At 44.0% G+C, this 21,204-nt stretch carries 15 protein-coding genes and 1 pseudogene; 10 read left to right on the top strand and 6 right to left on the bottom strand.

Going from position 1 to position 21,204, the window contains the following annotated elements:
- Positions 1-5 precede the first annotated feature (5 nt).
- The 5 genes from CKO50_RS16975 to CKO50_RS16955 all read right to left on the bottom strand — a co-directional run bounded on the left by CKO50_RS16975 (position 6) and on the right by CKO50_RS16955 (position 5,913).
- Entirely contained in the window at positions 6-902 is an 897-nt protein-coding gene (locus CKO50_RS16975; protein WP_095729112.1) for an AraC family transcriptional regulator, read from the bottom strand.
- 18 nt (positions 903-920) lie between these two features.
- The gene (locus CKO50_RS16970) at positions 921-1,856 is read right to left on the bottom strand and encodes an alpha/beta hydrolase (RefSeq protein ID WP_095729111.1); all 936 of its coding nucleotides are present in this window, start codon (positions 1,854-1,856) and stop codon (positions 921-923) included.
- A 52-nt stretch (positions 1,857-1,908) separates the two neighbouring features.
- Positions 1,909-2,823, bottom strand: a complete 915-nt coding sequence (locus CKO50_RS16965; RefSeq protein WP_095729110.1) for an alpha/beta hydrolase — start codon at positions 2,821-2,823, stop codon at positions 1,909-1,911.
- Positions 2,824-3,017: 194 nt separating this feature from the next.
- Positions 3,018-5,243, bottom strand: a complete 2,226-nt coding sequence (locus CKO50_RS16960; RefSeq protein WP_255230237.1) for an EAL domain-containing protein — start codon at positions 5,241-5,243, stop codon at positions 3,018-3,020.
- 331 nt (positions 5,244-5,574) lie between these two features.
- Positions 5,575-5,913, bottom strand: a complete 339-nt coding sequence (locus CKO50_RS16955) for a VOC family protein (protein ID WP_095729108.1) — start codon at positions 5,911-5,913, stop codon at positions 5,575-5,577.
- A 483-nt stretch (positions 5,914-6,396) separates the two neighbouring features.
- Between CKO50_RS16955 and CKO50_RS16945 the strand changes: the two genes are divergently transcribed.
- The 6 genes from CKO50_RS16945 (at position 6,397) to CKO50_RS16915 (ending at position 13,671) form a co-directional block, all read left to right on the top strand.
- A complete protein-coding gene (locus CKO50_RS16945) occupies positions 6,397-8,193 on the top strand; it encodes a glycoside hydrolase family 3 protein (RefSeq protein WP_095729106.1) in 1,797 nt (598 codons plus the stop codon).
- Positions 8,194-8,205: 12 nt separating this feature from the next.
- Complete coding sequence (locus CKO50_RS16940; RefSeq protein ID WP_095729105.1) at positions 8,206-9,006, top strand: DUF1445 domain-containing protein; 801 nt, start codon at positions 8,206-8,208, stop codon at positions 9,004-9,006.
- A gap of 9 nt (positions 9,007-9,015) precedes the next feature.
- Positions 9,016-9,744 carry a 5-oxoprolinase subunit PxpA gene (locus tag CKO50_RS16935; protein WP_095729104.1) on the top strand — a complete coding sequence of 243 codons (729 nt, stop codon included), beginning with the start codon at positions 9,016-9,018 and terminating at the stop codon, positions 9,742-9,744.
- 61 nt (positions 9,745-9,805) lie between these two features.
- Positions 9,806-10,339, top strand: a complete 534-nt coding sequence (locus CKO50_RS16930) for a GNAT family N-acetyltransferase (protein ID WP_095729103.1) — start codon at positions 9,806-9,808, stop codon at positions 10,337-10,339.
- On the top strand, positions 10,336-10,851 hold the full coding sequence (locus CKO50_RS16925; protein ID WP_255230225.1) for a GNAT family N-acetyltransferase: 516 nt from the start codon (positions 10,336-10,338) through the stop codon (positions 10,849-10,851). The genes CKO50_RS16930 and CKO50_RS16925 overlap by 4 nt, the downstream gene beginning before the upstream one ends.
- Positions 10,852-10,959: 108 nt before the next feature.
- On the top strand, positions 10,960-13,671 hold the full coding sequence (locus tag CKO50_RS16915; RefSeq protein ID WP_176474696.1) for an Ig-like domain-containing protein: 2,712 nt from the start codon (positions 10,960-10,962) through the stop codon (positions 13,669-13,671).
- A gap of 43 nt (positions 13,672-13,714) precedes the next feature.
- Here CKO50_RS16915 and CKO50_RS16910 read toward each other — a convergent pair whose 3' ends face one another.
- On the bottom strand, positions 13,715-14,128 hold the full coding sequence (locus CKO50_RS16910) for a VOC family protein (RefSeq protein WP_095729125.1): 414 nt from the start codon (positions 14,126-14,128) through the stop codon (positions 13,715-13,717).
- 166 nt (positions 14,129-14,294) lie between these two features.
- Between CKO50_RS16910 and CKO50_RS16905 the strand changes: the two are divergent.
- The 4 genes and pseudogenes from CKO50_RS16905 to katG all read left to right on the top strand — a co-directional run bounded on the left by CKO50_RS16905 (position 14,295) and on the right by katG (position 21,120).
- Positions 14,295-16,303: pseudogene (locus CKO50_RS16905) on the top strand (prolyl oligopeptidase family serine peptidase).
- Positions 16,304-16,391: 88 nt separating this feature from the next.
- Complete coding sequence (locus CKO50_RS16900; RefSeq protein WP_095729102.1) at positions 16,392-17,174, top strand: class I SAM-dependent methyltransferase; 783 nt, start codon at positions 16,392-16,394, stop codon at positions 17,172-17,174.
- Positions 17,175-17,287: 113 nt separating this feature from the next.
- Positions 17,288-18,457, top strand: a complete 1,170-nt coding sequence (locus CKO50_RS16895) for a hypothetical protein (protein WP_095729101.1) — start codon at positions 17,288-17,290, stop codon at positions 18,455-18,457.
- A gap of 440 nt (positions 18,458-18,897) precedes the next feature.
- The gene (katG, locus tag CKO50_RS16890; RefSeq protein ID WP_176474695.1) at positions 18,898-21,120 is read left to right on the top strand and encodes a catalase/peroxidase HPI; all 2,223 of its coding nucleotides are present in this window, start codon (positions 18,898-18,900) and stop codon (positions 21,118-21,120) included.
- Positions 21,121-21,204 lie beyond the last annotated feature (84 nt).

Raw genomic sequence — 21,204 nt, 5'->3', positions numbered from 1 at the left:
TAAACTTAGCTCAATTTAAGTCTCTGAATGTCTTTTTGCGGTGGTAATCCAAATAATCGACTGTACTCACGGCTGAACTGCGACGGGCTCTCATAACCCACCACACCACTGGCTTGGTTGGCATCTAAACCATTAATCAACATTTGCTCTCGCGCTTCTTGTAAACGCAGGGTTTTAAGATACTGTAATGGGCTTGTGCCTGTGGTACTTTTGAAATGCTGCCGAAAAGAAGAGGCACTCATGTGCACTCGCTCTGCCAGTTCATTGATTTCAATTGGTCGCATAAAGTTGGTTTTAAGCCAGCTCACTGCTTTTACAATTTGACTGCTTGCAGACCCCTCAAAAGCCAACCGAGTTAAGGTCTCAGCATGCGGCCCTTGTAGCAATCTAATGACGATTTCCTTTTCAATAAGCGGCGCTAAGCTATCTCGCAAATTTGCGTCGTACTCAAGAGAAAATAATCGAGACAATGCGTCGGTTAAGCCTGCATCAATATGATGTATTGAGATAGATTTGGTGACTGATTGCTTTGAGGGCTTGCTTAAGTTGAGCTCTGCCGCAATTTGCAAAATAAGGTTGTAATCGAGTTTAACAAGCATACCAACAAAGGGGTGATGGCGAGAGGCTTCGGTCACATGAGAAATGAGCGGTAAATCAAACGTCGTCAGCATAGCTTGGCCTGCGGAACAAAACAAAATTTCGTTATCTATCGAGATTTGCTTTGTACCTTGAAGCACCACCGCCAAACTCAACGTATAAATACAATGTAATGGCTCTGTTGGGGCACTGCGAATATGCATGGAGAGCTTTTGTACTTGGCTCTCATGATCTCCGGACTTTTTACAGCACAGCAGTACACGCTGTGCCAGTGGTTTCACGAGTTCACGATAATCCTCAACCATTTAACTCCCCCTTAGTGCTTACACATGCTTAGCTAAAAATGGAATAATTTGCCCCACGGCTAACGCAACGGCTTCTGGATGATCATAAAGATCGTAATGAGACCACTCTGATAATTCAACCAATTGCCTGTCTGCCGAAGCAAATGACTTCCCGTATATTGCCTTACCATCACGGTAAGCGCCAAACGCACCTATCTTCTGGCCAACAATGGCCATCATAGGCTGTGTCATCAACGTTTCAGCAAATGCAAACGCGTCCCAACTTAAAATTTTGTTCGCGTGCGAAAACAACATCCGCGTTGCGCCGCCCTCAGCTTGGCCTCGCTTTGTTTTGTAATACTCAGTCGCTTCAAAAACATCACGCTCCGTTAAGCCGTTTTGTTTAGCAAACTCTAGGCTTGGCGGTAGCAGCTCATTTACTAGCCCTTCAGCCCCCAATGCTTCCGCGGTACGCTGCTGTGATATCGCCTCAAGCGTTTCTAAAGGATTAAATTCAGAGAAATCTTCACGGAATAAACGACCAAGGTTAACGGGCGTCACGCCGATCGTGGCTTTTATCCTTTTCTCTGTAAGCGCTGAATTAAATACATAACCACCGCCGCCACAGATCCCAAGTGAAGCAATGCGATTTGCATCTACGAAATCTAAGGTAACAAGATAATCTATTGCATGGCTAATATCTTCAACTCGCTGATGCGGATCTTCCTTGTATCGCGGTAGTCCTCCCGAACGACCCTGAAAGCTGGCATCGTAAGCAATAACCACATAGCCAGCATCGGCAAGTGCTCGTCCGTAGATAGCACTCGACGTTTGCTCTTTGCAGCTACCAAACGGATGTACTGACACTATCGCAGGGTATTTATTCAAGGGATTAAAGTCATCTGGGGTTAGCATCAGTGCGGCGATATCCCAAGCCATATCTCTATTTCTAAAAGTAATTTCTTGCTGATCCATTGTTATCTCCAATTCCAAGTAACGAGTGGTAATTCCCCTTTTACAGCCAAACCTAAAGCGTACGTTTGAAAAACGCTGTTAACACGCTTACTGCTTCATTGACTTGCGCTTCGCCATCGTACAATTCCATGTGGTTTGCGCCGTTAACAACATGCATGGCTTTGTCTGTTGAAGCCGCTCTTGCTATCAGGTCATCGCTCATCCATTTGCTACCAGCAACACTGCCAACTACCGCAAGCAGAGGTTGGGTAAGGAAGGCTTCAGACTTAAAAAAAGCATCGTATGTAATGATTTGAGTCAGGCTTCGCGCGGTTGCAAAACCTGGCGCAGTAGGGTGTGCGGCTCGCGCTGTATGATAGTATTCCCACGCTTGGCGAAGTTCTTCGTTAGGGGCATCCTCTTCTCTAAGGGGTGCTAGAGGGATTGTTGCGGTTTCATCGCTATTTGCATCAGCAGAGCGAGCGTCAGACCCCGCCTGAATATAAGGCATAGCAAGTGCATCAGCTAGGCTATTATCCCAACCATTTCTAAACATTTGTCCAATATTTACCATACTGACCATACCAACCGCTTTAATTCTTTGGTCATTGATTGCTGCATTCGCCGAATAGCCCGCACCAGCACAAATCCCCATGACACCAACTCGATCGTTATCAACAAATGGCAGGGTCGTAAGGTAATCAATCACTGCACTGATATCTTCGGTACGCACATGTGGGTTTTCTAATTGACGAGGCTCACCCGTACTTTCCCCTTGATATGAAGCATCGTAAGCGATGGTAACGAACCCTTGCTCCGCCAATCTAGATGCATAGGTGCCAGCAGTTTGTTCCTTTACGCCACCACCGGGATGAGAAACAACAATGGCAGGATAAGTCTTCAACTCGTCAAACTCTGTAGGTAAATTGAGTAAACCTGAAAGCGTGATAGCTAAACCATTTGTGTTTGGAAAAGTAACTTTGTTCATGTGAAACCCTCAAAAATGAATGTGATTAATGCGCTGATATACGTTGCCAAGCACACTGCGCTTTGTTGCTATCTAGTATAGGTAAGCGTAATTATGAATGTTTGCCTAAAATGATGAGGTGTTTGTCTATTTCAACGAAAAGTACTTATTTACATACCGCATAAACGATAAAGATTTGAGTTACTAGAATGTACCTAGTTTTGACCTAATCGGCGCCGTTCTATGCTCATATGGGTACTGAGAATCGGGGTGATCTCTGACTCTGGGGCGGGAGCAAAAAGGTGGTTGCCTTGGATAAGGTGACAGCCATTGAGATTAAGAGACTTAGCTTGCAAGGCGGTTTCAACACCTACCGCTACACATTCTACATCCAAGCTCTTTGCCATCTGTACAATCAATTTTGCAATATCATTTTGTGAGACAACCGACTGCGGGGTCGCAAGGAAAGCCGGTGGAATTTTAATGGTTTCAAACGTAAGTTTTTGCAAGTACAGCATGCTGGTATGCCCAACACCAAAATGATCAATCGAGATCCGCATACCGGTTTGCTCTAATTCCGCCATCACTTCCGGTGCTTTATCAAGTAGCTCTATCAGATCAACTTCTTTGATTTCTATTTCAATTTGCCGAGATGGCAACTGATGTTGCGCAGCCTGCTCCATAAAGTTTTTTATTACTGTTTTATTGGTGAGTTCAGCAAGCGAAAAATTAAAGCTAACCACGAGATTATCGTACTCGTAAAACCATGTTTTCATCGCCTGAAAGGCCTGTGCTCTGAGCTGTTGCCCAATTTCTACCATCAGATCGCCATCACATGCCGCTTCAAAAAAGTCTTCAGGTACCAACAATTGTTCATCTTGCTGCCACCTTGCTAGCACTTCAAGTTTTTTAATCTTGCGGGTATGCGCATCGACAATAGGCTGGTAATAAGGAATAAACTCTCGATTATCTAATCCCTGAATGATCCGACTCTCTTGCACTAAACGCTGCTCCGACTCGTGATCTAGGCGTGCGTTATAAAATTGAAATTCCGTTTGTGTGGCTTTTTTAGCTCGATACATTGCGGTATCAGCATGCTTTAACAAAGCTTCCGTGTTGTCACCATCATCAGGGTAAATTGCAACGCCAGCACTCACCGTGGCTTTTAGGCTAACTTGGCGCAAACAATATTGTCCATTAACGCTACTCAATACTTTACTCACCACCTTACGTACATATTTTTTATCTTGGATCCCGTCAATGAGTAACACAAATTCATCGCCCCCCATTCTGGCAACGGTGTCGCATCCTCGAATTTGCTGAGTTAATCGACTCGCAATTTCTTTGAGTAATAAGTCGCCATAATCGTGCCCCAGTGAGTCGTTGATTTTTTTGAATTTGTTGACGTCAATAAATACCAAAGCAAACTGGTGACTCATGCGCTTGGCTCGTTTACAAGCCTGCACTAAACGGTCATGCAGCAATAAGCGATTGGGTAACCCAGTTAATGCATCGTGATGAGCAAGGTGATTCATTTTTTTCGCCATCAATCTCGACTCTGTCACATCTTGAAAGACCATTACTGTGCCAAGGTAGCTGCCATCTTTAGCTATAATAGGAGAGAAGGAATCTTGGATAGCAAAGGTAAGACCAAGATGATTGGTGATGGAAGTGAGTTCAGGTAAACAAATGGTATGGCCTTGCTTTAGGCAAAGTTCAGGGAATTGATTCACCGAAGCTTTGGTTTCTTCGTGATACATAGACATCACATCATCAAATCGCCGCCCGACCACTTCTTCATTTAACATCGCGAGAATAGCTTCTGTGACTGGATTAATATAAGTGATCACGCCATTTACGTCTGTACATATCACGCCATCGCCAATAGAGCTAAGCGTCACTTCGAGCAATTCTTTTTCTTCTTCTAGTGCCTGAGCGAGGCGATTTTCTCTGTTGCTAGTATTAAAATAACAGAGATATCCTGTAACGGTATCCGCGACTTTAATTGGTAAAGTAACAGGACTAATAACTTTGCCACTGTGTTTGGTCGTGCAATTACCATAGCTTTGCGTTACGAGCGCTTCGAACATGCTTGTTGCATCACTCTTGCCCTCGCTATGGATGTTACCGCTCACCGCGATTAAATTTTCAAGTTTTAACCCTATTACTGAGCTGCCAACACCCAGTATGGATTGCATTTGCTCATTGGCTTGTAGGATAACGCCGTCGCTGTCTAACATCATTTGTGGCACGGCAGAGCCATCATCAACCATAATTTTTTTAGTATCTTGAGCTTGCCACCAAAGCAGTGCTACAAACAAAAAAACTAAAGTGCTGATGGCAATAAAAGTAACAGGCAACAATAAGAATAGGCCCAATTTATCGGCCATAAGCATGGTTAAGGAGAGTAAAGTACCAACAACTAAGAATATCCGTCTCATTGCCTAATCAAACCTAAGTATGGTGATGATGCATTTAGCGGTGTTTTGTACAATGATTACCTTTGCCACCTGCACTTCTATGCTAAACCTAAACCCATTAGATAAGTCTATTGGCTGATCACGCAATAAGTAGGTATCAAACACAAAGAGATGTTTGCATCAGTGTTTAATAACTATTGTTCACAATAGCAACGAATTCAAGTTTTTATCTGTTCTGAAAACGAAAGATTATTGCAGCAAAACCTCAGTATTTACGTGTGCTGTAAAGGGGCTTTACAACACATCATTTGGTTATTTAAGCTGAGGTTAACTAATTATTTTTAAACTCAAGTTATTTAGACCACACCGCAAATTCATTGCCGCTCGGCTCAATAAAGTGAAAGCGACGACCGCCAGGAAATTCAAATATAGCCTTGCTTATCTCTCCGCCCGCTTGCTCTACTTTGCTTTGCACGGCTTCCAATTCATCGCTGTATAACACTNCTCCACCTTGCGCTTGTTTAGAAGACACATCGGCTCGGAAAAAGCCGCCATCAAGGCCTGAATTTGCAAACGCAATATAATCTGGCCCGTAAGATTCAAATTGCCAATCAAACACCTGCTCGAAGAAAGCTTGTGTTGCTACTAAGTCTTTTGCTGCTAATTCTACATAGTTTATATGGTTGTTCATTTTTTATTCCTTTTAAAATCTGTGCTTCATTTATGCTGTTATCGCCTAGGGCCTGTTGACCTTTGCTGTTTGATTTTTGTTCTTCTGAGTGTGTTTTGGTCGCGACGCTCGACTTGCCGCCTAGTAATCTAGGCAAAAGTTGAGCAACAATGAACAAAGCGCACTCAGATGAACCCAAAGGGCAGCGCTTGATTGGCATTTCTTCTGTGTTGCCCCACAAGGATGTGGGGTAAGGTGACTTTGCAGGAGCACAAAGTCTTTATCGCCAGACTTACATAGAATGACTATGCTACGCTGGCTCTGCCTTGTATAAATACCAATCAAACTGCTGCAAAAATAAACTTGAAAGATCAACAGGCCCTAATAGAAAGCATTTTGTAGTCGCTTCTAAATCAGTGTTAAAGTGTAGGCAATTTTATTCAGCGTTTATTATTGATTGTGCAATTATTATCTCTACTCACTACTTTAGGAACTATCACATTCATGAGTTTCATCACTTCAGCTCACGCAACAGCAGCACAAGTGCCACTGACCACTTCGCAAATGCTTGGACAAAAGCTTATGCTCGATTTCCGCTATTACTGCGGTGAAAGCAAAAGGCCAAGTGGAGATTGTAGAGCAGCGATGACAACTTTACCGCCTGAGCTGTCCGAATTAATTAGTAAATACGACATCGGTGGCGCTATTTTGTTCGCCGAAAATGTGCAAAACACCGCGCAAATCGTCAGTCTAACCAATGCTTTGCAAAGTGCGGCACAACAAAGTAAAAGTCAACTTCCTTTATTTGTTGCCATCGATCAAGAAGGTGGTCGTGTTGCGCGAATAAATCGTGAACAAGCAACGTCGTTTACCGGCAATATGAGCATTGGAGCAACCTATCCAAAACAGGGTGATACTTACGCAACCAAAGTGGCAAGCGCAATTGGAAAAGAGCTAAATAGCTTAGGGATCAACGTAAACTTCGCCCCAACGGTAGATGTGAACAGCAACCCGAACAATCCGGTGATCAATGTGCGTTCATTCTCGGAAAATCCAAAAGTGGTCGCCAAATTAGGTCTTGCGCAGGTAAAAGCATTTGAGGCCGCAGGCGTTCTCTCTGCGCTAAAGCATTTTCCTGGCCACGGTGATACACATGTTGATAGCCACACGGGACTACCTCGTGTTGATCACGACCGCGACAAAATTAACCAGCAAGATTTATTGCCCTTTGCCGAGATAATCAAAGCATCGCCTCCTGGCATGATAATGACAGCCCATATTCAATATCCGGCGCTCGACAACAGTAAAGTCGTTAACTCTCAAGGTGAGAGCATGATAAGGCCCGCGACTATGTCTTATCAGATCATGACACAACTACTAAGACACGAGTTGGGATACCAAGGCGTGACCGTCACCGATGCGTTAGATATGGCTGGGATCAGCGACTTTTTTAATCCAGTCGATGCAACCATTGAAACGTTTAACGCTGGCGTGGATATCGCGCTAATGCCTATTGCTATTCGCAATCGTGCAGATATCAAACGCTTTGAGCAATATATGGCAGAGCTAACCGCAGCGCTTGATACCAATAAACTAAACCAAGAACAACTTAGCAGTTCTATGGCCCGTATCGCTAAGCTCAAGACAAAGCTGCCACAATCGAGCGCTTCTTTGGCCATTGCCAATTCAACACTGGGTAATCCAAGCCATCGTCGCTTAGAAGCTGAGCTTGCACTAGCGGCTATCACCGAAGTAAAAAACGATGGTGTATTACCGCTCAGAGATAACGCACAAGTTGTTCACCTTATCATGCCTGATAGACAAAAATGTTTTGCGCTCGAGCAAGCATTGCAAACATACAGCAAAAACTCGCTTACACTTTCTTGTACAAGCTTACAAGCCTACGACCCAAACATTGCACATGATGCAATTAAACAGGCCGACGTGATAATCGCCGCACATGCATCGCCACCGCAAAGTGCGGTAGAGATTGGCGGTATGGACGATGTGAAAAAGTTACGAGAGCATGGGGTGGCGCGTAATGTACAACCTGAAGCGCTGAAAGCATTACTGCAATACGGTCAGGAACTGGGTAAAAAGCAGCTATTTATCAGCCTAAGAGCACCATACGAAATTAGTACCTTTGGCCCGCTTAGTAACGCAGTATTAGCAAGTTATGCTTATAATGTAGACGTAAATCATGATAAAAAAATAGCTGGGCCTGCCTACACGGCGCTGGCCAAAGTGATTTTAGGAATAGCAAAAGCGGAAGGTTCACTGCCTGTTACAGTAAACCACTAATTGGAGGAATCTATGGATCCCAGTGCTTCTTTAAGTGCACCACATGCAATAAGAAAAATGATCAAGGATGGTGATTATACGGGCCCTACTAAAGGGTTCGTGCCTGGGTTCACACAATGTAACGTGATTATTTTGCCACAAAGCGAAGCATATTCATTCTTTCGCTTTTGTGAGAGTAATCAATCTGTTTGCAAGCTGATTATTCCGCCCAGCGAGCCGGGTAATTTTAACTTTGACACTTTGGGGAAAGATATAGACATCCGCTACCACCTCCCCAAGTATCAGATTTTAAAGTATGGCCAGCTCGCCCAAGAATGCCATAACATAGAAGAGCACTGGCGCGACGATTTAGTTACCTTTGCTTTTGCCAGTTATCTTTCTTTTGATAACTTACTCGCGCAGTATGGAATAAACCCACCATCGGCGAACCCAACCACGCCTTTACCACTTTACATCAGTAACTTGCCTTGCAACTCAGTGGATAAGTACGAGGCGAATCAAATATTGGCGATGCGCCCATTAACCAAGCAAAATCTTATTAGTGCCATTCAAGCGGCAACACTGAGCCGACTTCCCTATGCGTTGCCACTTCATTTTGGTGAACCTAATGAGGTTGGGATCAAAGATCTTAGCAAGCCCAATTTTGGCGAGCCATTGATTTGTAAAGAGGGGCAGCTTCCGGTTTTTTGGGGTTCCAGCCTGACAGCTCAGTTAGCCATAGCAAAAGCGGCACCTGAGTTTTGTATTATGAATAGTCCACACCATTTATTGGTGACAGATAGACAAGATTTAGAGCTTGCAGTAACGAAGTAGGAAATAAGCATGTTATTAAATTGCGACTTGGGTGAAAGCTTTGGCGCTTGGAAAATGGGGTTAGACGAACACGTAATGCCACATATCGACATGGCCAATGTCGCTTGTGGTTTTCACGCAGGAGATCCTGATGTACTCGCGCAAACACTAAAGCTGATCAACACGCATCAAGTGACGCTTGGCGCGCATCCAAGCTATCCAGATCGCCAAGGGTTTGGCCGCCGCTCAATGCAACTCTCTGAGCAAGAGATCATCAACGCCTTACATTACCAAATTGCCGCAATTGAAGGGATGGCAAAGGTGCAAGGCTTGACGCTAAGTTATGTAAAACCACACGGTGCACTTTATAACGATATGATGAAGTCACAAAGGATATTAAGCTGTGTTATCAAGGCCATTTCACACTACCCAAGTGAGCTTAAGTTGATGGTGCTAGCCACTGCGCAACAAGCAAGTCACCAACAACTCGCCGACGACTATAACGTATCACTGATTTTTGAAGCCTTTGCCGATAGGCTTTACACCGATGAAGGCTTACTGACTCCCCGTTCTGAAGCGGGCGCAGTGCATGACAAACCAGCGCTACTTGCGCAAGTTAAGCAATTACATCAGCAAGGTAGTGTTACAACTGCAAGTGGGAAGTCACTTGCCTTACGCGCCGACACCTTATGCGTTCACGGTGACAATGAGGCGAGCATTGCCTTAATTGAAGAAATAAGAAACGTGATAAATCAATAATTTGTGATAGTCTGGCGGTACATGTTTAATAAGTGAAGTTAACTCAGCGAAAGGACTTTACATGCAGCTCACCACAGAAAGACTTACCTTAAGACCTATACTTAATACAGATTGGCCGCTATGGTTAGAACTTCATCAACAACCAGATGTCATGCGTTTTGTCGGTGAGATCACCGATGAAGCTACGCTGCGTGAAAAGTTTAACCGTGGTTTAAGCGCCGGACTTGGGCAGTGGCACAAAGAAGATAACACTTGGCTCACCTTAGTGATTGAAGAAACGGCCACGGCGACCCCTATTGGACTACACGGATTTTTAAGTATGTGGACGCCGTTTCAACAGGCTGAGTTAGGTTTTATGCTTTCCCCCGAGTTTCAAGGAAAGGGTTACGCCTTTGAAGCTTCTAGAGCCGTCATTGATTTTGCCTTGTACCAATGTAATTACCACAAGCTCATCGCCACCGTTACCCAAGGAAATCATGCCTCTCACCATTTACTCAAGAAACTAGGATTTGAGCTTGAAGGCACGCTAAAACATAACTTCCAAATTAACGGCAAGTGGGTAAATGACGAGAAGTTTGGATTATTGAGGATATGATCCGTACAGCAAGAACAAAACTTGTTGCACTCACTTCAGAGCATGCAGAGAAGCTTGTCACTTATCACCTAGAGAACCAAGCTACTACTCAATGGATTATTGGTTGGCTCACACAGAGCAAGCCGAACATGCCGCACAGTCCGATACCGCTTATCACTTTATTGCGTTATTGCGTTATTGCGTTATTGCCAGAACGGTCTCAGATAGCTGGGCTATGTAGCTTCACCCAAGTTGCACGAGGTCCGTTTCAAGCTTGTTATTTAGGCTATTCCATAGCATCACAATTTGCGGGCCAAGGCTATATGACCGAGATCTTAAAAGCTGCAATCTTACATATGTTCGATCAGCGAAACATGCATAGGATCATGGCAAATTATATGCCCAGCAACGTGGCAAGCGCACGAGTGTTGCAAAAACTAGGCTTTGAACAAGAAGGCTATGCTAAGCAATATCTACGCATTGCTGGAAAATGGGAAGATCATGTTTTAACAGCCAAGCTAAGAGCAGAATAAACCCCGCGTTGACTATTTTTACATTCATTAACATCAACCTCTGTACTTAAAGACCCTAAAAAGGGTAAGTTTTTAGTAAGTATATTGTAACAATCAGAGAAAATAATAATGAATAAAAAAATATTTCAACTCTCTTTAATCAGCTTAGGATTAGTACACCTGAGTGCTTGTGACCTTTTTGGCGGTGATGATAAGAATACTCCACCAGAAATCGTAACCGCAATCGAAGCAAGCATTGGGGAGCGGAGCTTCCTAAGTGGTGGGGTGACAATTTCAGACAGTGATGGATCAATTTCGTCTCGCACTATAAAACAAACTTCAGGACCAGACGTCATCGATCTTACCTTGGGCGATTCTAGCCTTTCTTTTACTGCACCAGAAGTCACTGAAGATACCAAAGTAGCCTTCTTGATAACTGCTACTGATGATGACGGTGATAAGACAGAAAAAGAAGTTTCTGTCACCATCAAACAAATAAATAGAGCCCCTCTAATTACAGGTTCAGAACACAGCCTTGAATATAACAACACCTTAGAATTTACTCTGGATGTAAAAGATGAAGATGGCGATGCACTGGAGGTCACTTTTGAGCCGGCACTTTCGGGTGTTGTTGAATTAATTAATGCAACAACGCAGACATACAGCTATACCCCAACTCATAACAACATAACTAAAGAAATTTTGCACTTCGGTGTGAGCGATGGCGACCTCACAAACTCTGCAGAAGTTCAGATAGAAATTATCGATACATCAGCACCACGACTAATGACAAGTTTGCCAGAGTCCTCAGCGACTCGGGTTAGCTTAACAGGTGAGATCCAGTTGCACTTTGACGACAATATGTCCGCGTCTTGGTCAAGTGAAATTGGTACTTCAGAGTGTAATGGTGCAATTCATCTAAGAGAATCTGGTAATCAAACTTGCGTAGAATTTTCAGTAGGACAAACACAGCAAGAAGATGGATACGCTTTTTCTATAACACCAATGGAGTCCCTTAAAGCAGGCACTGAATATGAATTAACCATCTCAGAAACGGTGACCAACTTTTATGGAACTGCCATCGCCCAAGCTGAAAAGCTTACTTTTGTCACTGGACAGAAAGATTTACTTATCACCGAGATTTCATCGTCTAGGTATATCGATGATAACCGCTGGGTAGAAATCTACAACGGTACAGACGAAACTATCGATTTGAGTAATTATCAACTTGTTGCCGAAAGCATCGAGTTGGAAAACTACAATGATGGCGGCACTAAAGTCTTTCCGTTGAAGTCACAGCTACTTGAACCGGGCGAATATATCGTGGTGCAAAATGAACATGGACCTCAAACATGGCAGCGCAGCGTTACAAGCTCTAATCAGTTGATGCTAGTCGGCGATGGACAGTTTGCGCCAGCATGGTATATATCTGGGTATGTCGAATTACAAAACAAGCAAGGTGAAACGGTTGATTTTGTCCGTTTTGGTGAAAGTGATAAAGCACCAGCAACGCCTTCAGAATGGCAAGAAAGTGCCGAGTTATTACCAGTTTCAAATCAACTAGGTCAAAGCCTTGTTAGAACAAGCCTATTAACAGATACCAATTCGATTAGCGATTGGCAATCTGCCGCCTTTTTTACACCTGGCGGCAATAATGATGTGCTCTGTGATAAAGATGAGGACTTAGATGGAATCCCTGATTGTTCAGAGCAGCCTGGTGGCACATTCGCAGGCTTACCTTTATACGAATGGGGTGCACGAGCTGGCGTCAGAGATATTTTCATAGAAGTTGACTATATGGAAAGTAATGATGCAGGTATTACGCCTCACAAACCCGCGCTAGACAAAGTAAAAGCGGCGTTTGCAGCTCAAGATATAGCAGTGCACTTTGACGTAGGTAACTTGTATCACCAAACAGAAGGCTTATCACCTGAACAACATGATTTGGGTGGCGGCGAGCAGATCCCCTTTGTACAAACCACAACCTTTGCAAGTTCAGAGCAAGCGCCGAGTATTCTTGATCACAAAGCCAAGCATTTTGACCTTAAACGCCGGCCAATTTTTCACTATATGCTGATGGCAAACAGTCAAGAAGCAGACGGCAGTGGCGGATCTTCTGGCTTAGCTGAATTATTTGGCAACGACCTTATTATCTCGCTGGGGAATTGGGGACTGAACTTAGAGTCTGAGCTCATGACCAATGTGACCTACAACTACCAAGCAGGAACGATTATGCACGAACTGGGGCATAATCTCGGTTTGTATCACGGCGGCAATGAAAATACTAACTTTAAGCCAAATCACTTTAGCGTGATGAATTATTTGTATCAACTCAGTGGCTTATCAACCATTGGCAATAACGAAGGCGATCGATACTTACGTCGCTGGTTCCGTAAAAACGAAAACTGCTTTCCGGAAGGCACTGCAATTTTAAACGGCCCGACAGATGATATTACGAACTTTGTTATTGACTACTCTCATGGTAAAAACCTGCCATTAGACGAAGCCAAGTTGGACGAATCAAAAGGCCTTAATAATCCCAACTCAGAAGCCATTGATTTCAACTGTAATGGCAGCACTTCTGATATTTTAGTGGACTTTAACCTCAATGATGACAGCGAAAACGCATCCATTTTGACTGACTACGATGAATGGTCAAGCTTAATACTGAATTTTACACGCTTCTGGAGTGGTGCGAACAGCGGTCATTCGCATCAAACGACTGAAATGCGTCCTAAACGGTCCATCATGCATACCGACATTCAATTAGTGCATGAGGAAACGGCACCACCGAAAGCGGTATTTGAACAAATTAAACATTGGTCAAACTATCAACAATAGATATAACGCACGAATAGGCCCGAGTTTGGGCCTATTTTTTACATTAATCACTATTACGCTCAGAAGGCAGATCACTCATGTATTCCACAAACTCAATTTCGTATCCGGCTGGATCAATAAAGTAAACGTTTTTTCGGTGCGGATGCTGCGCTCCGACTTTATCGACTACATAACCTGCTTCGGTTAACCTATTGACGACACGCTCGACACTTTGAACCACATAGGCAAAATGTGCCAAGCCGACTTGGTGACCTTCGAGTGCTCTGTTTTGACCCTCACCGTGATCGCTAAACGCTATATAATGATAGTCATCACCAAAATGCAGCCAAGTTCGTGCTTTGCCGTACCATTCGCCTTGCCCTTTGCTTCTAACTTTCCAGTGAGGAAATGCGGCGCGATAAAAGTGAAGCACCTCTTCTAGGTCGCTAACTACCAAATTTACGTGTTCTAAGTACATATCATCCTCTTCATTATAAATTTCGCCAACTGGTGGCAACAATAAAACCGCAAGCTAAGTTGAGGTAAAGCACTTTTTTATGGATTTTTAATTTGTTCACCGCAAAGAGTTGATTAAGCTGCAATATGGCGCATAGTGGAAATGATAATTAGAAACAGGATGAGTCATGAAATACTTTCTAGCAGGCGTCGCTATTGCAAGCTCAGCTTGCGCTGTGCAAGCCGCATCGCTTGAGCCAACCGATATATTTAATCTTGAATATGCTAATCAAATTGACATCACCAATGACGGTGACAAAGTCTTCTTCGTGCGCAACCGCATGGATATCAAAAGTGATAGAAAAGTCGGTAATATTTGGTCTGTAGACCTTGCTACCAATGCAATGCAGCCAGTTACCTCTGGATTGCACATGGATTATTCTCCTGTGCTGTCGCCTAGTAATGATCGCATCGCTTTTGTTTCTACTCGCGACGGTAGCAGCCAAATTTATGTGAAATGGTTAGCAACCGGTGCCATTGCCAAGATCAGCAATTTAACCCATGGACCATCAGGACTACATTGGTCACCAGATGGTAAAAGCTTATACTTTAGCCAGTTTGTTCCCAGCCAAAAGGCACCACCGGTATCTGTTGCAGGGAAACCTAAAGGGGCAGAATGGGCAAAACCCCCCGTATTTATCGATGAGGTATATTATCGCGCCGACGGTGCTGGTTATACCGAACCGGGCTTTAATCATATTTTCAAAATTGACGCCAACGGTGGCAACGCAAAACAGTTAACCTCTGGCAACTTTGATCATGGCGGCGAACTGAGTTTTGCTGATGACGCAAAGGCGCTGTATTTTTCGGCTAATCGCCACAAGGATAACCAATTAAACCCAACCAACAGCGAAGTCTATAAGCTAGACCTAAACTCGCTTGAAATCACAGCGGTAACTGACCGAGTTGGCCCAGATAATCACCCAGAGGTGTCACCTAATGGCCGCTATCTGGCTTACCTTGGTTATGATGATAAAAAAACCAATTACGAGAATAGCCTACTCTATGTCAAAGATCTCAAATCAGGCGAAACCAAAACCTATGCAGCCGATTTAGATAGAAGCCTTGCCTCTGTCACTTGGGCCGCCAACAGCCGTGGCGTCTATGTAAGTTACGNAAAACCACACTTGGCTATCAGCCGTTAAAAGGGCGTTTTGAGCTGATAACGGATGCCATTGGTAGTGTTAGTTTTGGTCGCCCCTATTCAGGTGGTGACTATGCCATCAGTGACCGTGGATTAGTGGCTTTTACACTCGCAGATACCCAGCGCCCTGCCGATGTCGCAATTGTAAAACGCGGCGAGCCAAGACCAATTACAAAGCTGAACGAAGATGCCCTTGGCGATAAAACACTGGCAAAAGTTGAAGAAGTTTGGCTAAAGTCGACACATGATCAACTGCCAATTCAAGCTTGGGTCGCCTACCCTCCTGGGTTCGATAAATCTAAAAAGTATCCGCTAGTACTTGAGATCCACGGTGGCCCAGTTGCAAACTATGGCCCACACTTTAGCGCCGAGGTACAGCTTTTTGCTGCCCAAGGCAGCGTAGTGCTTTACATGAATCCACGAGGCAGCGACTCCTACGGCAAAGAGTTTGCTCAAACTATCCACCATAACTACCCAAGTCATGACTTTGATGACCTAATGACAGGTGTAGATCACCTGATTGGCGAAGGCTATATAGACAAAGACCGCTTGTTTGTTACGGGCGGTTCAGGTGGCGGCGTGCTCACCGCGTGGACTGTCGGTCACACGGATAGATTCGCAGCAGCAGTCGTAGCAAAACCGGTGATCAACTGGTATAGCTTTGTATTAACAGCAGATTTCTATCCATTTTTTGCGGACTACTGGTTCCCAGGAAAACCATGGGAGCACATGGAACATTATATGAAACGCTCGCCTATTAGCTATGTGGGTAATGTAAAAACCCCAACCATGCTACTGACAGGTGAAGCGGATTATCGTACACCAATCTCAGAAACTGAGCAGTATTATCAAGCGCTTAAGCTGCAAGGTGTAGAAACAGCTATGGTCAGAATTCCAGATGCCTCACACGGAATAACCAAAAGGCCATCTAACCTGCTAAACAAAGTAGCTTATATTCAGTGGTGGTTCGACAAGCACGACCCGAAGAAATAAACAGGATCCCAACCAAGCCGGGGCAGTCTTACCCCGGTTTAATTACTCGTTATCATTAAAGAAAATCCACAAAAATAGGGAATGCAATATGGATTATGTCTCTCTCAATCGTGCGGCATGGGAAGAACGAGCCAAGGCACATTTTGACTCTGAGTTTTATGACGTCAATCGCTTTTTACAAGGTACCTCTTCGCTCAATCACATAGAATGTGAGCTACTTGGTAATGTATCAGGCAAGAGTCTGCTTCACCTACAATGTCACTTCGGCTTAGATAGCCTATCATTCGCAAGGTTGGGGGCTAAGGTAACTGGCGTTGACTTTTCAACAGAAGCCATTACGCGAGCAAATACGTTGGCTCAACAAACTGGGCTCGATGCCAGTTTTATCTGTCAGGATATCGCGCAATTTGGGCTTGAAAATACCACACAATTCGACATTGTCTTTGCATCCTATGGCACCATTTGCTGGTTACAAGATTTATCTCAGTGGGCTGCCACTATTGCCCGTGCATTAAAGCCCGGCGGTCAGTTTTGTTTTGTGGAGTTTCACCCAAGTATTGACCTTCATTTGGGCTACCCTTACTTCCCACAAACTCAGCCGGATATTAGCGAAGAATCAACCTATACCGAGAACCACCAAGATAGCAAACAAACCATTGCGACTTGGCCACACTCAATCGCCGAAGTGATGCAGTCCTTAATGCAAGCTGGTCTTACAATTACCCACTTCGATGAGCACCCTTTTAGTCCATATAACTGCTTTGAAGGTTTAGAGGCAGTGTCTGGACACGGTTTTCAGTTATTGAGCGAAGGGAATCAGGTACCATTGCTATTTTCAATAATGGCGAATAAAGCGGGGGCTACATTTTAAAAAGCCAAAACCTAAATGCGCGCAACAAGCAGAGTTATGATAAATAAATGTTTACACTTAAAGAAATAAATGTAAAATCAGTGCGTGAATTGACCAATATATAAGGAAATAATATGAAGGTAATTACATTACTGTTTTTTGTTTTACTTTTTAACTCCAACAGCAGCAGCGCAAGTTCAAATGAGGCATCAACTAGTTCAAGAGACTTCTACGAGTCTGTCATTTGTGATAACTGTGGTTATAGTGAGGCAAGAAGTATCGCATCAAGATCTAAATACGTCCCCACCATGCAATGCTTCGTCGGTAGTTCTGGTGGACCAGAAGATGAAGCTTGCTATTCAGCTGCCAACAAATTAGTGGTTTATGACATCGCACAAGAACGAGCATACGGCTTTTATATTAGGCATAAAAATCAAGGCGGTATATCCCTAGATCTAACTATTGAAATCGCCGATATGCAACAGATCCCCGCTGATGTGATAACGCTTCATAAAACTATCGTCAATGGCTACAAAGTGATGACGAATGTCACTCGTAGTTTAAGGCAGGACTTTAGTTTTGATTCTTTAGTTGCTGGCTCTACCCAGTCAAACCTACCATTCAACAGTATAGCTACATCGGCCAATACGTTAGCCACCGACTGTAGTAATAGCCCAGAGATGAAGGCATGGGATTTAGCTCATAATCTTTCAGCAAGAGGTAAATTAGGAATTGAAGCTAATGATAAGGCGGATCGTGATAGCAATTATAAAGGCTCATTCCAAGATATAAGGATAACAGGTGCCAACTTTCAAGCCGCTATCTATTCTATTGGGATCGGTGGTACTGTGGAGTATTTTGATACAACTAAGCAAATTGTTACCGACTTTACCGTTCACTCAAAATACTTTGGTGCAGGTACACGAAATCAAGTCGTATTCGATTTAAAAATGCTTGATGGCACCGTGGATGCTGAGGTCAATGCTCGAAGAACTGTAATTGGAGGTGAAAGGTTGTTCGATATTCAGAAGAGTGGCGGTAGCGTCGGAATAATGAAGGCCAGTCAAATATCTAAGTGTTTAGCCGACGCGATAGATAAAACATTTCCTAAAACGGTAAGTGGCTCTGGTAGTACTGGCGGCGGTGGCGGCGGTGGAAGTAGTTCAAGCCCAAATTGGGGAAATATTCCGCTGAGTCAAGGCCATGGTAATACCGGTGGTGGCGGCGGTGGTGATAGTTGTACACACACTTACTACGACCTACATGGAGAGCCGATGTTTTCATTTTCAGGCCCCTGCCCGTAGCCTTGCTCTTTATAGCTCTAAGGGGGTTTGCGTATCAATCCCCCCTTTAGCAAGATATCAGGCATCAAGTGCCATTGCTATTTTCAATATTAGCGAATAAAGCGGAGTAGGACTCATTACTCCGCTGTATATTTTTTCATACCCAATACAATTACGAGACTATTAAGCACTATCTTTGCGCACCTAGCTAGCTACCAAAATTCAATATGATCTTACAAGCTTTCTGTTTTAAGCCAATTATTGCAAAAGACTAAATTAAAGTTTTACTTCAAAAATATTCTTGCTATAGAAGATAAACATAACACTTTGATAAGTTAGATTTTTTATCGATTTATTTTTCCGAACATACCAATTTGTTTTTCTGGATTTTCTCTTTTTAATTTGTGAACTAAAGTTTAACACGCAGTTTGAGACACACTTTAATTACGAGGGAAAACCCCATGAATAGAAAATCTAGAACGATGTTGTCTGCCGTCGCGCTCGCAGTAACAACAACGCTATCAGCCCCGAGCTTTGCTGCAATGAGCGAAGCGAAAACCAACCAATTTTGGTGGCCAGAACAACTAAACCTAAGCCCATTAAGACAACACAGCCCAGAATCCAACCCTTATGGCGCAAGCTTTGACTATGCCGCTGAATTTAGCAAACTAGATCTTAAGCAAGTCAAAAAAGACATTGAGCAAACACTCACTGATTCGCAAGACTGGTGGCCTGCTGATTGGGGACATTATGGTCCATTTATGATCCGTATGGCATGGCATAGCGCTGGGGTCTATCGTGTACACGATGGCCGTGGTGGCTCGGCAGGTGGCCAACAACGTTTCGATCCGTTAAACAGCTGGCCTGATAACGCGAACTTAGACAAAGCAAGACGATTATTGTGGCCGATTAAACAAAAATACGGCCGTAGCCTATCGTGGGCAGACTTAATGGTCTTAGCAGGCAACGTTGCGCTTGAGTCAATGGGCTTTAAGACCTTTGGTTTCGCAGGTGGCCGTCAAGATGATTGGGAACCTGATTTAGTCTATTGGGGGCCAGAAGATGCTTTCTTAAAAGACGAGCGTCGTGACAAAAAAGGCAAGCTAAAGGGTCCATTGGCAGCCGTTGAAATGGGACTTATTTATGTCAATCCTGAAGGTCCACACGGTAAACCAGACCCATTACTTGCCGCAAAAGATATTCGCATGTCATTTGGTCGCATGGCCATGAACGACGAAGAAGTGGTCGCACTGATCGCGGGTGGTCACACCTTTGGTAAAGCACATGGCGCGAAAAAGCCATCTGATTGTGTGGGTAAAGAACCAGCCGCTGCAGAGATTGAAGCACAAGGTCTAGGTTGGAAAAATAAATGCGGTTCGGGTAAAGGTGCAGACACCACAACAAGTGGTTTAGAAGGGGCTTGGACGGTCACACCAACTCAATGGTCAACCAATTATCTCGACAACCTAATGAATTTCAATTGGGTAATGACAAAAAGCCCAGCAGGCGCGACCCAATGGATCCCTGACAACAAAGCTGCGGCAAACCTAGTGCCAGACGCCCACATTGAAGGTAAACGCCACGCACCAATAATGTTCACCACGGATTTGGCATTAAAATTTGACCCTGAATATCGTAAGGTCATTGAACGCTTCCGCAAAGATCCAAAGCAATATGAGTTGGCGTTCGCGAAGGCTTGGTTCAAATTGACCCACCGTGATATGGGTCCAAGAGCCCGTTATGTGGGTTCAGAAGTACCAAGCGAAGTGCTGACTTGGCAAGATCCAATTCCAAAAGCGGATTACAAGATGATTGATAATAAGGACATAAGCGCCCTGAAAAAATCAATCTTGAACTCAGGTCTAACAAAGCAAGAACTGATCAGAACGGCATGGTCGGCAGCATCTAGCCACCGTGTTACTGATATGCGTGGTGGTGCAAACGGTGGCCGTTTACGCCTCGAGCCTCAGGTAAGTTGGGAGATAAACAACCCTGACGAGGTAAACAAAGTACTAGCTACATTGACGGAGATTCAAACCCGCTTTAATAAACGCGCTGGCAAAAAAGCGGTCTCTATAGCCGACTTGATTGTGTTAGGTGGTTCTGCGGCAGTTGAAAAAGCCGCAAACGACGCAGGCTACAAAGTAAATGTAGCGTTTAAACCGGGCCGTACCGATGCCTCACAAGCACAAACAGATGTCTTATCATTTAGCTATCTGGAGCCAAAAGCTGACGCGTTCCGTAACTATTACAGTGATGAAGCATTTATGTCACCAACTGAAATGTTAGTAGACAAAGCCAATATGTTGGACCTATCTGTACCTGAAATGACGGTACTATTAGGCGGACTACGTAGCTTAGACGCAAACTACAAAGGTTCAGAGCACGGTGTATTTACTGACAAACCAGGTCAGTTGAGCAACGACTTCTTTGTTAACCTGCTAGATATGTCGACTAAATGGTCAAAGGTAGAGGGGCAAGAAGGCTTATACGAAGGCCGTGACCGTAAAACTGGAGAGATAAAATGGACGGCAACCCCGGTTGATTTAATCTTTGGTTCTAACTCTGAGCTTCGCGCAATTACCGAAGTCTATGCATCGGACGATGCCAAACAGAAGTTTGTAGACGATTTTATCGCCGCTTGGGTGAAGGTAATGCAACTAGACCGCTTTGACTTAAAATAAACCAATTAAGTAGCGCAAGCAGGGCCTAATTTAGGCCCTGCTTTTTGGTTGTATTGCTTGGTTCTGCTTTGGTAATTTGGCAAA

Origin of the sequence: Pseudoalteromonas sp. HM-SA03 (genome assembly GCF_002289345.1) — a bacterium.
Lineage (GTDB): Bacteria > Pseudomonadota > Gammaproteobacteria > Enterobacterales > Alteromonadaceae > Pseudoalteromonas.
The sequence above is the reverse complement of the archived record's forward strand: the minus strand, read 5'-3'. Positions and strand labels throughout refer to the sequence as shown.

What these genes read in the sequence shown, in the direction of transcription:
- CKO50_RS16975 (WP_095729112.1), bottom strand. Translation starts at nt 902, where the DNA reads ATGGTTGAGGATTATCGTGAACTCGTGAAACCACTGGCACAGCGTGTA.
- CKO50_RS16970 (WP_095729111.1), bottom strand. Translation starts at nt 1,856, where the DNA reads ATGGATCAGCAAGAAATTACTTTTAGAAATAGAGATATGGCTTGGGAT.
- CKO50_RS16965 (WP_095729110.1), bottom strand. Translation starts at nt 2,823, where the DNA reads ATGAACAAAGTTACTTTTCCAAACACAAATGGTTTAGCTATCACGCTT.
- CKO50_RS16960 (WP_255230237.1), bottom strand. Translation starts at nt 5,243, where the DNA reads ATGAGACGGATATTCTTAGTTGTTGGTACTTTACTCTCCTTAACCATG.
- CKO50_RS16945 (WP_095729106.1), top strand. Translation starts at nt 6,397, where the DNA reads ATGAGTTTCATCACTTCAGCTCACGCAACAGCAGCACAAGTGCCACTG.
- CKO50_RS16940 (WP_095729105.1), top strand. Translation starts at nt 8,206, where the DNA reads ATGGATCCCAGTGCTTCTTTAAGTGCACCACATGCAATAAGAAAAATG.
- CKO50_RS16935 (WP_095729104.1), top strand. Translation starts at nt 9,016, where the DNA reads ATGTTATTAAATTGCGACTTGGGTGAAAGCTTTGGCGCTTGGAAAATG.
- CKO50_RS16930 (WP_095729103.1), top strand. Translation starts at nt 9,806, where the DNA reads ATGCAGCTCACCACAGAAAGACTTACCTTAAGACCTATACTTAATACA.
- CKO50_RS16925 (WP_255230225.1), top strand. Translation starts at nt 10,336, where the DNA reads ATGATCCGTACAGCAAGAACAAAACTTGTTGCACTCACTTCAGAGCAT.
- CKO50_RS16915 (WP_176474696.1), top strand. Translation starts at nt 10,960, where the DNA reads ATGAATAAAAAAATATTTCAACTCTCTTTAATCAGCTTAGGATTAGTA.
- CKO50_RS16910 (WP_095729125.1), bottom strand. Translation starts at nt 14,128, where the DNA reads ATGTACTTAGAACACGTAAATTTGGTAGTTAGCGACCTAGAAGAGGTG.
- CKO50_RS16900 (WP_095729102.1), top strand. Translation starts at nt 16,392, where the DNA reads ATGGATTATGTCTCTCTCAATCGTGCGGCATGGGAAGAACGAGCCAAG.
- CKO50_RS16895 (WP_095729101.1), top strand. Translation starts at nt 17,288, where the DNA reads ATGAAGGTAATTACATTACTGTTTTTTGTTTTACTTTTTAACTCCAAC.
- katG (WP_176474695.1), top strand. Translation starts at nt 18,898, where the DNA reads ATGAATAGAAAATCTAGAACGATGTTGTCTGCCGTCGCGCTCGCAGTA.